This window comes from Citrobacter sp. RHBSTW-00887 (assembly GCF_013728095.1).
Classification (GTDB): domain Bacteria; phylum Pseudomonadota; class Gammaproteobacteria; order Enterobacterales; family Enterobacteriaceae; genus Citrobacter; species Citrobacter braakii.
In genome coordinates, this window is the sequence record NZ_CP056267.1 from 2,079,051 (window position 1) to 2,092,180 (window position 13,130).

Genomic DNA, 13,130 nt, shown 5'->3' on the forward strand with positions numbered 1-13,130 from the left:
GGTTGTATGTCAGAGAACAAACTCTCACGCCGAACTTTTCTGACGGCGGGCTCTGCGCTTGTCATGCTGCATTCTCCCGTTGTTCGCGCGCTTGAATCATCGGGCAGCGTCAACATTCAGGATTACAACCCACAGGATTGGGTGGCCTCTTTCAGGCAGGCGTTCAAAGAAGGGCAAATGGTCGTCGTACCAAAAGGCCTGGAATGTAAGGATCTCAATACTGCTATTGTTATTCCGCCAGGCAAAACGCTCTTCATACAAGGGCGAATAAGTGGCAATGGTCGTGGGCGCTTTATTCTGCAGGATGGATGCAAAGTGGTGGGCGAGCAAGGCGGGAGCCTGAAGAACGTTACCCTGGATGTACGTGGTTCGGACTGTGTAATAAAAAGGATTGCCATGAGCGGTTTCGGTCCGGTGACGCAAATCTATATCGGCGGTAAAACTTCAAGGCTGATGCGTAATCTGATTATCAATGATATTACTGTCACACGCGCTAACTATGGGATTTTGCGTCAGGGTTTTCATAACCGAATGGATGGCGTAAAGATTACAAACTGCCGTTTTAGCGATCTGCAGGGAGATGCCATTGAGTGGAATGTGGCTATCAACGACAGCAACATCCTCATTTCTGACCACGTCATTGAACGTATTAACTGTACCAATGGCAATGTGAACTGGGGCATCGGTATCGGGCTGGCGGGCAGTACCTATGACAATAGCTATCCCGATGAACTGGCGGTAAAAAACTTCGTGGTGGCGAACATCACCGGTACCGACTGTCGGCAGTTAGTTCATGTGGAGAACGGCAAGCATTTTATCATTCGTAATATTACCGCGCGAAATATCACACCGGATTTCAGTAAGAAAGCGGGCATTGATAATGCGACGGTTGCTATTTATGGATGTGATAACTTCGTGATCGATAATATCAATATGGAGAACAGCGCAGGTATGCTCATTGGTTATGGCGTCATCAAAGGTCGATATTTATCCATTCCACAAAACTTTAAGCTAAATAATATCCATCTCGATAACACCAAACGTGAATACAAATTACGCGGAATTCAGATCTCCTCTGGTAATGCAACGTCATTCGTGGCCATCACCAACGTGGAGATGAAGCATGCCACGCTTGAGTTGCACAACCAACCGCAGCACCTTTTTTTACGTAACATCAGGGTGATGCAGCAATCGGCTACGGGTCCCGCACTTAAGATGCACTTCGATCTGCGCCAGGACGTACGCGGTAAGTTTATGGCCAGGCAGGACACATTACTCTCACTGGCCAACGTACATGCAGTAAACGAAGCTGGGCAAAGTTCAGTTGACATCGACCGTATAAACCATCAGGTAGTGAATGTAGAAGCGGTGAATTTTCGGCTGCTGGGGCAGGGGAGGTAACCCCACTATAATCTTACTGGATATCATTGGCTAAAAGATTATAATCACACAATTACTGTTAAAGCTGGGGCTGAGCAGCATTGACTACTCAGGGAAGACGCTCATCTTTATCATATGTTTCTCGTGTAACGAACAGACAAAGTGATTTATGAACGATAAAGTTTTGCTTATCGGTGCCTCCGGGTTCGTGGGGACCAGACTTCTGGAAACGGCAATTACCGATTTTGATATCAAGAATCTGGATAAACAACAGAGCCATTTCTACCCACAAATTACACAGATTGGCGATGTCCGTGATCAACAAGCTCTGGATCAGGCGCTTTCAGGCTATGACACAGTCGTTTTGTTAGCGGCTGAACACCGTGATGATGTCAGCCCTACTTCACTCTACTATGATGTGAATGTTCAGGGGACGCGTAATGTGTTGACCGCTATGGAGAAAAATGATGTTAAGAACATAATTTTCACCAGTTCTGTCGCAGTTTATGGCCTGAACAAAACCAACCCTGATGAAAATCATCCTCATGATCCCTTCAACCACTACGGTAAAAGTAAGTGGCAAGCTGAAGAAGTCCTGCGTGAATGGCATGCCAAAGCGCCTAATGAACGCTCGCTGACCATTATCCGCCCAACGGTTATCTTTGGCGAACGCAACCGCGGTAACGTTTATAATCTGTTGAAGCAGATCGCTGGCGGTAAGTTTATGATGGTTGGGGCAGGTACGAATTATAAATCAATGGCTTATGTCGGAAATATTGTTGAGTTTATCAAGTATAAACTGAAGAATGTGGCGGCTGGTTATGAAGTTTATAATTACGTTGATAAACCTGATCTGAATATGAATCAACTGGTTACTGAAGTTGAACAGAGCTTAAGTAAAAAAATCCCCTCAGCGCACTTACCTTACGCTTTAGGCATGTTAGGCGGTTATTGCTTTGATATTTTGGGCAAAGTGACGGGTAAAAAATATGCAGTTAGCTCTGTGCGCGTGAAGAAGTTCTGTGCCACCACGCAGTTCGATGCAACAAAAGTTCACTCTTCTGGTTTTGTCGCTCCTTACACATTGTCTCAGGGGCTGGATCGCACTTTAAAATATGAGTTTTTGCACGATAAGAAAGATGACATCACATTTGTATCAGAATGATTGCGGTTAGTAGAGTATCAGGGGCTCAGTTAACTACGGCTTTTCGGAATGATATAAAAACGACTCTATCTATACGTTTCCGAGGAATCCGAGTTCACCTCGGTGCTGGTGAAGTGTAGAGTTTGCATTCGGTTTACCTCAACCTGGTTATTTCGTGTTGAGGATGGAGCCAGCAATACTGGCTAACGTACGGCTAAAGTCTATACTTTATTAGCCGTTAAGAGGTAGGAGAGAGAATGACTAACTTCAAAGCAGTTATTCCGGTAGCGGGTCTGGGGATGCACATGTTGCCAGCCACGAAGGCAATCCCTAAAGAGATGCTGCCGATCGTAGACAAGCCGATGATTCAATACATTGTCGACGAAATTGTAGCTGCAGGTATCAAAGAAATCGTTCTGGTAACTCATGCGTCTAAGAACGCGGTTGAGAACCACTTCGACACCTCTTACGAACTCGAATCGTTGCTTGAGCAGCGTGTTAAGCGTCAGTTATTAGCCGAGGTGCAGTCTATTTGTCCTCCGGGCGTGACTATCATGAATGTTCGTCAGGCTCAGTTGCTGGGTCTGGGTCATTCAATTCTATGTGCTCGCCCAATTGTTGGGGATAACCCGTTCGTCGTGGTACTCCCTGATGTCGTTCTTGATACCGCAAGCGCTGATCCACTGCGCTACAACCTGGCTGCCATGGTTGCTCGTTTTAATGAAACCGGGCGTAGTCAGGTGCTGGCTAAACGCATGGATGGCGATCTGTCTGAGTACTCGGTTATTCAGACCAAAGAGCCTTTGGATAACGAAGGTAAAGTCAGCCGTATCGTTGAATTCATTGAAAAACCTGACCAGCCGCAAACGCTTGATTCCGATATGATGGCAGTAGGGCGCTACGTGCTTTCTGCTGATATCTGGGCAGAACTGGAAAAAACAGAACCAGGTGCCTGGGGGCGTATTCAGTTAACGGATGCCATCGCGGAGTTAGCTAAAAAACAGTCTGTTGATGCCATGCTGATGACCGGTGACAGCTACGACTGCGGTAAAAAAATGGGCTACATGCAGGCGTTTGTTAAGTATGGTCTGCGTAACCTGAAGGAAGGGCCGAAGTTCCGTAAGAGCATTGAGAAGCTTCTTAGCGAGTAGATATTTACAAGCTTTTGCTACGGAAAGCCTGAAAAATAGCGGCAGATAACATCCCTGTATTTATGCTTTATGCTATGGGGTGTTACTGTCGCTTTTTATTTTAAAAACAATGGATAACAACAACTTAACCTACTAAGTTTAATCTGCTTTTGATTAGATTTTTCCTTGTTTCTGGCCGCGTTTGGTAAGACAATTAGCGTTTGAATTTAGCGTGCTTTGCGAAAGCTGGCGGGGCTGGTTACATCTTTATCCATCAAGTAGTGCTCTGGTTGCTGTAAGGCCAGGGGCGGTAGCGTGCGTAAATATCCAGACGCAGGCATTGTATACCAGCATTTTAATAGTAGTCATATAAACGATATTCGGAATTAAAACGTGAAAATACTTGTTACTGGTGGGGCGGGTTTCATTGGATCTGCAGTTGTTCGTCATATTATTAAAGATACTCAGGATACCGTTGTTAATGTCGATAAACTAACCTATGCCGGTAACCTTGAGTCCCTTGCTGAAGTCAGCGAAAGTCACCGCTATCACTTCGAGCATGCGGATATCTGTGATAAAGCGGCAATGGAGCGCATTTTTGCCACTCATCAACCAGATGCGGTAATGCATCTGGCGGCAGAAAGTCATGTTGATCGCTCTATTACTGGGCCAGCAGCTTTTATTGAAACGAATATCGTCGGTACTTATGTATTACTGGAAGCCGCTCGTAGTTACTGGAACACTCTGGATGCGGAAAAGAAAGCGGCGTTCCGTTTCCACCATATCTCCACGGATGAAGTATACGGCGATCTGCCACACCCGGACGAAGTCTCTGCCGGTAGCGTGTTGCCCCTGTTTACGGAAAAGACAGCATATGCGCCGAGTAGCCCGTATTCTGCTTCTAAGGCATCCAGCGATCACCTGGTTCGCGCATGGTTACGTACCTATGGTTTCCCAACGATTGTCACCAACTGTTCCAATAACTACGGGCCGTATCATTTCCCTGAAAAGCTGATTCCGCTGGTGATTCTTAATGCGCTGGAAGGTAAGGCATTGCCTATCTATGGTAAAGGCGATCAGATTCGCGACTGGCTCTATGTTGAAGATCATGCCCGAGCACTGTATACCGTGGTGACCCAGGGTGTAGTCGGTGAGACCTACAATATCGGTGGTCATAACGAGAAGAATAACCTGGATGTGGTATATACTATTTGCGATCTACTGGACGAGATTGTGCCTAAAGAGGGTTCTTACCGCGATCAACTGACCTACGTTGCTGACCGCCCTGGACACGACCGCCGCTATGCGATTGATGCAACTAAAATTGGTAATGTGCTAGGCTGGCATCCTCAAGAAACCTTCGAGAGTGGTATTCGTAAAACGGTTATGTGGTATTTATCTAATGAATCGTGGGTAAGCAATGTAAAAAGTGGAGCATATGTTTCATGGCTTTCAAAACAATATGGAGATAATAAGTAATGAAAGGCATTATTCTTGCAGGTGGTTCCGGCTCGCGTTTGCATCCTATTACATTGGGTACGTCTAAACAGTTATTACCAATTTATGACAAGCCTATGATTTATTATCCACTGTCGGTGCTGATGCTGGCCGGGATTCGCGACATTTTATTGATTACAACTCCGGAAGATCAGGCAAGCTTCAAACGTATTCTTGGCAATGGTAATCAGTTTGGTATCAATTTACAGTATCAGGTTCAACCCACTCCAGATGGGCTCGCTCAGGCATTTATTTTGGGTGAAGATTTTATCGGTGAAGATAGTGTTTGCTTGGTGCTAGGTGACAACATCTTCTTTGGTCAGTCTTTTGGTAAACAACTCAAGCACGCAGTCGAACACATTAATGGTGCGACAGTGTTTGGTTACAAAGTTATGGATCCGGAACGTTTTGGGGTCGTTGAATTTGATAAAGATTTTAATGCAATATCCATAGAAGAGAAACCAAAAGCGCCAAAATCAAATTGGGCAGTTACGGGCCTTTATTTTTATGATAATCGTGTTGTTGACATTGCTAAGAAAGTACAGCCTTCGGAGCGGGGCGAACTTGAAATAACTAGTGTTAACCAAAAATATCTTGAAATGGGTGAACTGAAAGTTGAACAGCTAGGTCGTGGTTTTGCATGGCTGGATACCGGTACGCATGACTCGTTACTTGAGGCATCACAGTTTGTGCAAACTGTCGAGAAACGGCAAGGTTTTAAAATTGCGTGCCTCGAAGAAATTGCATACAACCAAGGGTGGTTAGATAAAGAAATGGTTAAGTCTATTGGCAACAATTTATCTAAAACTGGTTACGGTAACTACTTGTTAAATCTCGTCAAATAAGAGTCCATTTCATAATGAACGTTATTAAAACAAAGTTGGAAGGTGTACTGGTTATTGAACCTCGAGTTTTCGGTGATGAACGTGGATTCTTTTATGAGACATTTCATGCGAAACGCTACAAAGACGCGGGTATTAAGGAGGAATTTGTTCAGGATAACCGCTCTCGTTCAACAGGAGGTGTATTACGAGGACTCCATTTTCAGAAAACGAAACCCCAAGGGAAACTGGTAACTGTCACTCAGGGAGAGGTTTTCGATGTCGCGGTTGATCTCCGATTTGGTTCTTCGACATTTGGTCAGTATGAATCTATTCTGTTAACTGGAGAAAACAAAATTCAGTTTTACATTCCCCCGGGTTTTGCTCACGGCTTTTGTGTGTTAAGTGACAGTGCTGATTTTCAATATAAATGCACAGATTTCTATGATCCATCTGATGAAGGCGGATTAATTTGGAGCGACTCAATTGTGAATATTGATTGGCCCATTAAAGATCCAATTCTATCTGAGAAAGACAAAGTTCTTCCTTCATTAGAACAAATAACTAAAAATATTAAGGAGTGATGGTAAAAATGGCGCAGTATACAGTAATTGGTGGCCGGGGATTCATTGGTAACGAAATCGTCGAACAGTTAAAAAAAATGAAACACGATGTTTGGGTTCCACAACGAGACGAGCAAACCATATTTACAAAAGATCTGGGCACCGTTATTTATTGTGCCGGCAATGGTGATTGTCAAAACACACCATTTAGTGTCTACCAGGCTAACTGCGCACTTCTGTCTGATATTTTACAGTATTCGAAATTTAATCGTTTGGTGTTTATGTCTTCTACCCGTGTTTACATGAATGGCAGTGACACACGAGAAAATGCTGATTTGGTTGTTAGTGAGGATGATGCACGTCGGCTATTTAATCTGACAAAACTTGTATCAGAAGAGCTATGTCTTAAAAGCGGAAAAGATATTGTTATTGTCAGACCAAGTAATGTCTATGGCGTAGCTTTGAATAGCCCGCTATTCTTACCATCAATTACACGTAATGCAATTAATAATGGTCATATCGATATGTTCATTGATCGACATTATGAAAAAGATTATGTGTCTGTCGAGGATGTAGCAGAGGTTTGCATCAACTTATCACTGAATAAGAACGCATATGGCTATATTTATAACATAGCTGCTGGATATAATATTTCTGCAGAGCAGATTGCTGATGTACTGATTCGAACAACAAATTGTACAATAACTTGGCACGAGCGTAACTTCCCAAGAGAAGTCTTTCCCGTTAACGACATCAGTATTCTTAAATCTGTTATACCAGACTATAATCCAAGAAACGTTCTTGATGATATCGAAAACATGGTGACTCGTTTCCGAGCTGAGATGGTAAACTATCAATGAGTGGGTTCAATCGACTCATAAAAAATGCCATATCAAATGTAATAAATGGTTTTTCAAATGTAATTTTGGGGATAATTATATCCCCTTTATTGATTAAAATACTATCAATAAATGATTTTGCCATTTGGTCTTTGGCTTTGCAAGTTGGTGCTTTTTTTTCATTAGTTGGTTTTACTGGACAATTGTCTGTTGCACGTTACGTAACATTAGCGAAAGCACAGCAGAATGAATTACAAGTTCGTCGTGTAATCAATTATGGATTAATCGTATCCTTGCTTGGTGTGCTGATATCAGTTACTGTTCTTTGTTTTATCTATTATAATTTTTATGAGATCTTTAATGCTATAAAGCAGGATGATTCTCCTTTTGCTCCTATTGTTTTTTTTATTGTTTCTCTTTCTTTTATTTTAGGATTAATTACCAGTTCATATAATGGTTATTTCACTGGGATTGAGAAAAACGAAATACCAGCATATATAAACTTAACTTCACGTGTAATTCTTGGGGTAGGGATCTATTTATCCGCAAAATACAGTATGCTTACAATGGCATGTGTGTTTTTAACGATAAATACTTTTTCCTATATAATAACATATCTTTTATATAGGAAAGCTAGTGTTTTAAATATTATTGGGAATATGCAATGTAATAAATCATTAGAAAATATTAAATTCAGTGGGTTTATTAATTATTGTTTAGGAGTTTTCATTTTTAACCTATCCACATTCTTAATTGTGAACCTTAATAGTGTTTTGATTGGCAAATTTGCATTCAAAGAATATGCATATTATGCATTGTCGATTACGTTAGTAACTGCTGTGGTTGGCTTTTTGAATGCAGCGATTACTCCAGTATTACAGCCTTTGGTTAAAATGGTTCATCGGGACGATAAAAATGCGCTTGATCGCTTTGTATTTTTGCTATCGCAAACACTTTTATATCTTTCATTCTTTATCCTGATCGCTAATTTTTTTATTGGTAAATATGTAATGGAATTATGGGTAGGGTATAATGTGGCGATACTGACATATCCTATTTTTTCATTTTTACTGCTGACTAACTTAACTCGATTGATTGGTTCACCGCTGGGACTCGTTTACCTGGCCAAGGGCAAACAAAATGAAATTATGTACTTACCATTACTTGAAGGAGTAGTAAGTGTGGTTCTTACATATGTGTTTGTTAGTAAGTACGGTATATATGCTTCTGCAATATCCTTGGCAATATCAACTGCCCTTATCATGCTTATTTATTCATTCAAACTAATAGGGATCTCTGCCCAGGAAGGGAGCAGGCTTCGCTATAGGTTACTGCTGGCAGGTGGACCACTAGCTCTGTTTACGGTAATCCTGTCAATTATGAAGGTAAAAATGAACATAACTGACGGAACGGAATATATGATATTTTCCACGTCTATGGTTGTACTTTTAGTTTTGATTGCAATATTTATTTTAAAAAACACAATAGAAATAAAGCATATATTAGGGAGGTAATGTGCTAAGCAGAATATTAAACGTATATTACAAAATAAAATATTCATACTTAACTGACCGCAGAGTTAATATCGATAAATCAGCATTTATCCATCATGGTGCAACGTTCATCATCCGTGATAATTCGCAAGCTTCAATAGAGATAGAGTCCGGTGTTTATATCGGTCGATACGCTAATATTCATACAAATTCAAAAATTGTCATTGGTGAGAACTCGGTACTAAGCGATTATGTTTTTTTAAGCACGTTGGCGCATGGAATGGAGCCTTTAGCAGGTCCAATTCTTTCCCAGAAAGATATTGATAAAGGGGAAATAGTGCTTAAGGATAATGTATTTATTGGGTTTGGTGCAAAAATTCTACCTGGGGTAGAATTGGGTAGTTGGACCATCGTTGGGACAGGTGCTGTTGTGACAAAATCTTTTCCCTCTGGTTTTGTTATGATTGCCGGGAATCCAGCACGTATAATTAAACACTACAACAAAAATACCGGAGAATGGGTTGCACCATGATATTAAAAAAAATCTGTAATAAGATTATGTATTTTATCGATCTTATACGATATCGGATTATCATGGCTAAATTTGGCAATGGGAGTCGTATTATAAAACCATTGCTTATGGTCAATACTTCTCGTGTTGCGATAGGTCGCAATGTTCTTATTCGAAATGGTGCCAGAATTGAGGTTTTAAATAGTGGCAAGGGTATTGTTATTGATATCGGTGATAATGTTAATATCGAACAATATGTACACATCGTGGCAAAAGACAATATAAAAATTGGGAATAATGTTTCTATAACAGGTTGCTGCTCTATTGTCGATATTATCCACCCATTCGACGAACAATACGAAATTGAAAAAATTGGTAATCGTATTTCTAATAAATTCTTGCCTGTCTCAATCGGTGATAATAGTTTTATCGGTTTTGGCTCACATATCAATCCTGGCGTTAAAATAGGTAGAAATTGTGTAGTCGGGGCACGATCGGTTGTAACAAAAGATATACCGGATAATTGCGTAGTGGCCGGTAATCCTGCACGAATTATAAAGTCATTAAATTTAAAGAGTAACAGATGGGAAAACTATAAATATGAATAACCCTAAGATTGGGCTAGTGACTGTTTTATATAATTCACCCGATGTTTTATCAGATTTCTTTTCCAGCCTTGCTCTTCAAAATTATAATAATTATCTCTTGTATGTCGTTGATAACAGCTCATCACCGGAATCTATAGAATTAGCCAAGAAACTAAGTACAGATTTCAACATTCCGACTCATTTTATTAATAATCATGGAGTGAATGTCGGTGTCGCAGCTGGAAATAATCAAGGGGCGAAGGAGGCATATGTTCACGGATATGACTACATCGTTTTTCTTAATAATGATTTGATATTTGAAGATCCGAATCTATTGCATAGGTTAGTTTTAGAAGCAGAAACCAAAAAACTAGATATGGTTGGACCAACAATTTTAAATTATCCTGAAAAAAAGATATGGTATTGTGGCGGTTATTTCGATGAGTTTAAAGCATTAGCACCACATAATAATATCGATAAAGAATATAATATATCTGATTATCAAGAAGTTCACCAGCATGCCTATGCGCCTACATGTTTCTTAATGGTATCACGTCGTCTTTGGGAAGTTGTCGGTGAAATGGATGAGAAATATTTTGCTTATTATGATGATACAGACTTCCTTTTCCGCGCTTATAAAGCAGGGTTTTTAGCGAACGTTATTTCATCCCTTATTATTTATCATAAAGTTGGTGCAAGTACCGGTGGAGATCTTTCCTATTTCGGAATGTATCATTTAACGCGTAATCGTCTTTATTTTATTCGAAAAAATCTGAAGGGATTCAAACGTTATATTGCCTTAAGTTTTGTACTACTGACTAGAATATATATTATATTGATGACCTCTAACACTCAGAAAAAAGCTATTCGTAAAGGTCTCATTGATGGTTTAAAAATGAAATGAAAATCCGATTGAATGTTATCAATTTATCCCTGATGGCTTCCATGGTGATATTTTCACCTTCATTACTAATGATACTGGCGCATCAGTCTTCATTTACAATAGGAATAGTAATTAGTTCACTTGTCATTATATTTGTGCGAGTTCTGATTAAGAGACAGAGAATTGTGTTTAGTAATAAGGATCTAATGCTTATTCTACTGCTAGTATCCTTTTTCTTTTTTATCGTTCTGCATTTCGCTCTAGTGAATTTTATATTTGGTGGAGAGTTAACTCACCCCGACTTTCCTAAGTTCCTGTTAAGTTTTATTTTTATTATTATATCAGCAAGTGCAGCTTCTGTTGTTAAAAACACAATTAATGATACATCGGAAATTGATATCCATTCCACGGTTTTATTTATATTGTATGTTATTATATTCAATGCGATGATTAGCTTTACAAAGATAGATTTTTTCAATACGATGTTGGAAAAACCTACTTTTTTATTCCAAGAACCTTCGCACTTTGCTCTGGTCTGTGCACCATTACTCATATATTTTTCGTTTAATAATATTAGAAGTCCATTACGATTAATTTTGTTATTACTATTTGGGCTTTGGGGAACATACATTCAGAATTTCACAATGATTCTTGCAGTAGTATTGGCCTATGTGGTTTCAGCAAAACATCTTTTACCAGCGTTTGTTATATTTTGCTTGTTCGCGATCCTTGTTTATATATTTATCGAAAGCGATTTTTTTGTTTATTATAGAGATCGACTGGATTTATCCAGTGATACTAATAATTTATCTGCACTTGTTCTCATGCAGGGATGGGATAATGCGTTTCTGACCTTACAGCAGAGTCCAATCGGTGCAGGTTTTCAACAATATGGTATATCCACTATATACGGAAATATATCTAACAAAATTTTTGAAATGCTTAATATTTATATCAATCAATTCGATGCCGGTGCAACTGCGCCAAAGATTATCGGTGAATTTGGGGTTTTTGGTATTCTCATCGTATTGCTATACCTTGTGGGATGGGTCAGGATTTTTATTGCAGTTAGGCGAGAACGTTTTAAAGTAGATAAAAAGACATTGCTTTTTTCCAGTTTTTATTTATCAAGCTTCCTTGAGTTTTTTATTCGAGGGGCTGGTTATTTTACACCTGGGATGTTCTTTTTAATTGCTTCGGTTTTATATTTCATATCTAATAAAGTTGTGCAAAAAGAGATTTCTTATGAAACTAGTCATTGATGGCATCATTGAAAACCTACAAAATGGCGGTGGTTGTACGGTTTATTTTGATCAGATATTATCGTTTTATCAAAAAGATAATCATAAATTAAACTATATAAGATATAATAACAGCTATGAGAATATAACACTAAATGGCAATAATACTCATGTCTCTCATCGTACTTTACGTACTCAAGAACGCTGGCGTGATGTTAACATTAATGAATTTGTTCAAAATACGATATTTCATTCCACCCATTATCGTTTGCCAGTAAATAAGAAACAGTCAAAAATAATTACGACGGTCCATGATTTTACCTATGAGCTTTTCCGTAGTGGCCCAGCTCAATGGATGCATACTTGGCAGAAAAATCGCGCGATTAGGAATAGCGATCTCATCCTTTGTGTATCTCAAAATACGGCCAATGATTTGATGAGATTTTGTCCTGTATCTGAAAATAAAATCCGTATTGTTCATAATGGTGTTTCCGAAAAATATTATCCAATAGATAACGTTATTAAAACTAACGAAGTATTATTTGTTGGTGCCAGAGGTGGTTATAAAAACTTCTCCATGGCTGTCGATGCTCTCGCACTTTCTCCTTCACTGGTGTTGAGTATTGTTGGAGGAGGACAGTTGAAAAGTGACGAAATCGAGCTTCTCGAAAGTAAAATCCCAGGACGCTACCAACATCTTGGGCGTGTCACTGATGAAGAACTTAATGGAATTTACAACCGTGTGTTCTGCTTACTTTATCCTTCATTATATGAAGGTTTTGGCATACCTGTAATTGAAGCGATGCGCAGCGGGTGTGTTGTAATCGCTGTTAATGTTTCCTCTATTCCAGAAGTTGCTGGAAATGCTGCTGTTTTACTGGATGAGCCTAATCCAGTCATAATTTCTCAAGCTTTTAACGATATACAAAATACAGCACTCTACCATCAATTACGAAATGAAGGTTTTATTCAAGCGAAAAAGTTTTCATGGGAAAAATGTTATAATGATACCTTATCTGTTTATAAGGAGTTCTTATAATA

Annotated in this window: 13 protein-coding genes; all 13 read left to right on the plus strand. The window is 39.6% G+C overall.

Features of this window, described 5'->3' with window-relative positions:
• Nucleotides 1-6 precede the first annotated feature (6 nt).
• The 13 genes from wcaM (at nucleotide 7) to HV314_RS09850 (ending at nucleotide 13,128) form a co-directional block, all read left to right on the plus strand.
• Nucleotides 7-1,401 carry a colanic acid biosynthesis protein WcaM gene (wcaM, locus tag HV314_RS09790; RefSeq protein WP_181547925.1) on the plus strand — a complete coding sequence of 465 codons (1,395 nt, stop codon included), beginning with the start codon at nucleotides 7-9 and terminating at the stop codon, nucleotides 1,399-1,401.
• Between the two features lie 148 nt (nucleotides 1,402-1,549).
• Nucleotides 1,550-2,545 (plus strand): SDR family oxidoreductase, encoded by a 996-nt coding sequence (locus tag HV314_RS09795; RefSeq protein WP_181547926.1) that lies wholly within the window; start codon nucleotides 1,550-1,552, stop codon nucleotides 2,543-2,545.
• A 236-nt stretch (nucleotides 2,546-2,781) separates the two neighbouring features.
• Entirely contained in the window at nucleotides 2,782-3,675 is an 894-nt protein-coding gene (gene galF / locus HV314_RS09800; RefSeq protein WP_181547927.1) for a GalU regulator GalF, read from the plus strand.
• Nucleotides 3,676-4,047: 372 nt separating this feature from the next.
• A complete protein-coding gene (gene rfbB, locus HV314_RS09805) occupies nucleotides 4,048-5,133 on the plus strand; it encodes a dTDP-glucose 4,6-dehydratase (protein ID WP_181547928.1) in 1,086 nt (361 codons plus the stop codon).
• Nucleotides 5,133-5,996: a glucose-1-phosphate thymidylyltransferase RfbA gene (rfbA, locus tag HV314_RS09810; RefSeq protein WP_181547929.1), complete on the plus strand. Its 864-nt coding sequence runs from the start codon at nucleotides 5,133-5,135 to the stop codon at nucleotides 5,994-5,996. The genes rfbB and rfbA overlap by 1 nt, the downstream gene beginning before the upstream one ends.
• Before the next feature lie 14 nt (nucleotides 5,997-6,010).
• Nucleotides 6,011-6,556 carry a dTDP-4-dehydrorhamnose 3,5-epimerase gene (gene rfbC, locus HV314_RS09815; protein ID WP_181547930.1) on the plus strand — a complete coding sequence of 182 codons (546 nt, stop codon included), beginning with the start codon at nucleotides 6,011-6,013 and terminating at the stop codon, nucleotides 6,554-6,556.
• An 8-nt stretch (nucleotides 6,557-6,564) separates the two neighbouring features.
• Nucleotides 6,565-7,395, plus strand: coding sequence for an NAD-dependent epimerase/dehydratase family protein (locus HV314_RS09820; RefSeq protein WP_181547931.1), 831 nt, complete (start codon nucleotides 6,565-6,567; stop codon nucleotides 7,393-7,395).
• Nucleotides 7,392-8,888, plus strand: coding sequence for a lipopolysaccharide biosynthesis protein (locus tag HV314_RS09825; RefSeq protein ID WP_181547932.1), 1,497 nt, complete (start codon nucleotides 7,392-7,394; stop codon nucleotides 8,886-8,888). Before HV314_RS09820 ends, HV314_RS09825 begins: the two co-directional genes overlap by 4 nt.
• Before the next feature lies 1 nt (nucleotide 8,889).
• Nucleotides 8,890-9,399 carry an acyltransferase gene (locus HV314_RS27345; RefSeq protein WP_320206092.1) on the plus strand — a complete coding sequence of 170 codons (510 nt, stop codon included), beginning with the start codon at nucleotides 8,890-8,892 and terminating at the stop codon, nucleotides 9,397-9,399.
• 62 nt (nucleotides 9,400-9,461) lie between these two features.
• Nucleotides 9,462-9,986, plus strand: coding sequence for an acyltransferase (locus tag HV314_RS09835; RefSeq protein ID WP_233407216.1), 525 nt, complete (start codon nucleotides 9,462-9,464; stop codon nucleotides 9,984-9,986).
• Complete coding sequence (locus tag HV314_RS09840) at nucleotides 9,979-10,869, plus strand: glycosyltransferase family 2 protein (RefSeq protein WP_181547934.1); 891 nt, start codon at nucleotides 9,979-9,981, stop codon at nucleotides 10,867-10,869. The genes HV314_RS09835 and HV314_RS09840 overlap by 8 nt, the downstream gene beginning before the upstream one ends.
• Nucleotides 10,870-11,054: 185 nt before the next feature.
• Nucleotides 11,055-12,110 (plus strand): hypothetical protein, encoded by a 1,056-nt coding sequence (locus HV314_RS09845; protein WP_181547935.1) that lies wholly within the window; start codon nucleotides 11,055-11,057, stop codon nucleotides 12,108-12,110.
• On the plus strand, nucleotides 12,094-13,128 hold the full coding sequence (locus HV314_RS09850; RefSeq protein ID WP_181547936.1) for a glycosyltransferase family 4 protein: 1,035 nt from the start codon (nucleotides 12,094-12,096) through the stop codon (nucleotides 13,126-13,128). The genes HV314_RS09845 and HV314_RS09850 overlap by 17 nt, the downstream gene beginning before the upstream one ends.
• The last annotated feature ends 2 nt before the right edge of the window (nucleotides 13,129-13,130 follow it).

Bases quoted from the DNA above. Each gene is read 5' to 3' on its own strand.
- wcaM (WP_181547925.1), top strand. From the start codon at position 7: ATGTCAGAGAACAAACTCTCACGCCGAACTTTTCTGACGGCGGGCTCT.
- HV314_RS09795 (WP_181547926.1), top strand. From the start codon at position 1,550: ATGAACGATAAAGTTTTGCTTATCGGTGCCTCCGGGTTCGTGGGGACC.
- galF (WP_181547927.1), top strand. From the start codon at position 2,782: ATGACTAACTTCAAAGCAGTTATTCCGGTAGCGGGTCTGGGGATGCAC.
- rfbA (WP_181547929.1), top strand. From the start codon at position 5,133: ATGAAAGGCATTATTCTTGCAGGTGGTTCCGGCTCGCGTTTGCATCCT.
- rfbC (WP_181547930.1), top strand. From the start codon at position 6,011: ATGAACGTTATTAAAACAAAGTTGGAAGGTGTACTGGTTATTGAACCT.
- HV314_RS09820 (WP_181547931.1), top strand. From the start codon at position 6,565: ATGGCGCAGTATACAGTAATTGGTGGCCGGGGATTCATTGGTAACGAA.
- HV314_RS09825 (WP_181547932.1), top strand. From the start codon at position 7,392: ATGAGTGGGTTCAATCGACTCATAAAAAATGCCATATCAAATGTAATA.
- HV314_RS09835 (WP_233407216.1), top strand. From the start codon at position 9,462: ATGGCTAAATTTGGCAATGGGAGTCGTATTATAAAACCATTGCTTATG.
- HV314_RS09840 (WP_181547934.1), top strand. From the start codon at position 9,979: ATGAATAACCCTAAGATTGGGCTAGTGACTGTTTTATATAATTCACCC.
- HV314_RS09845 (WP_181547935.1), top strand. From the start codon at position 11,055: ATGCTTATTCTACTGCTAGTATCCTTTTTCTTTTTTATCGTTCTGCAT.
- HV314_RS09850 (WP_181547936.1), top strand. From the start codon at position 12,094: ATGAAACTAGTCATTGATGGCATCATTGAAAACCTACAAAATGGCGGT.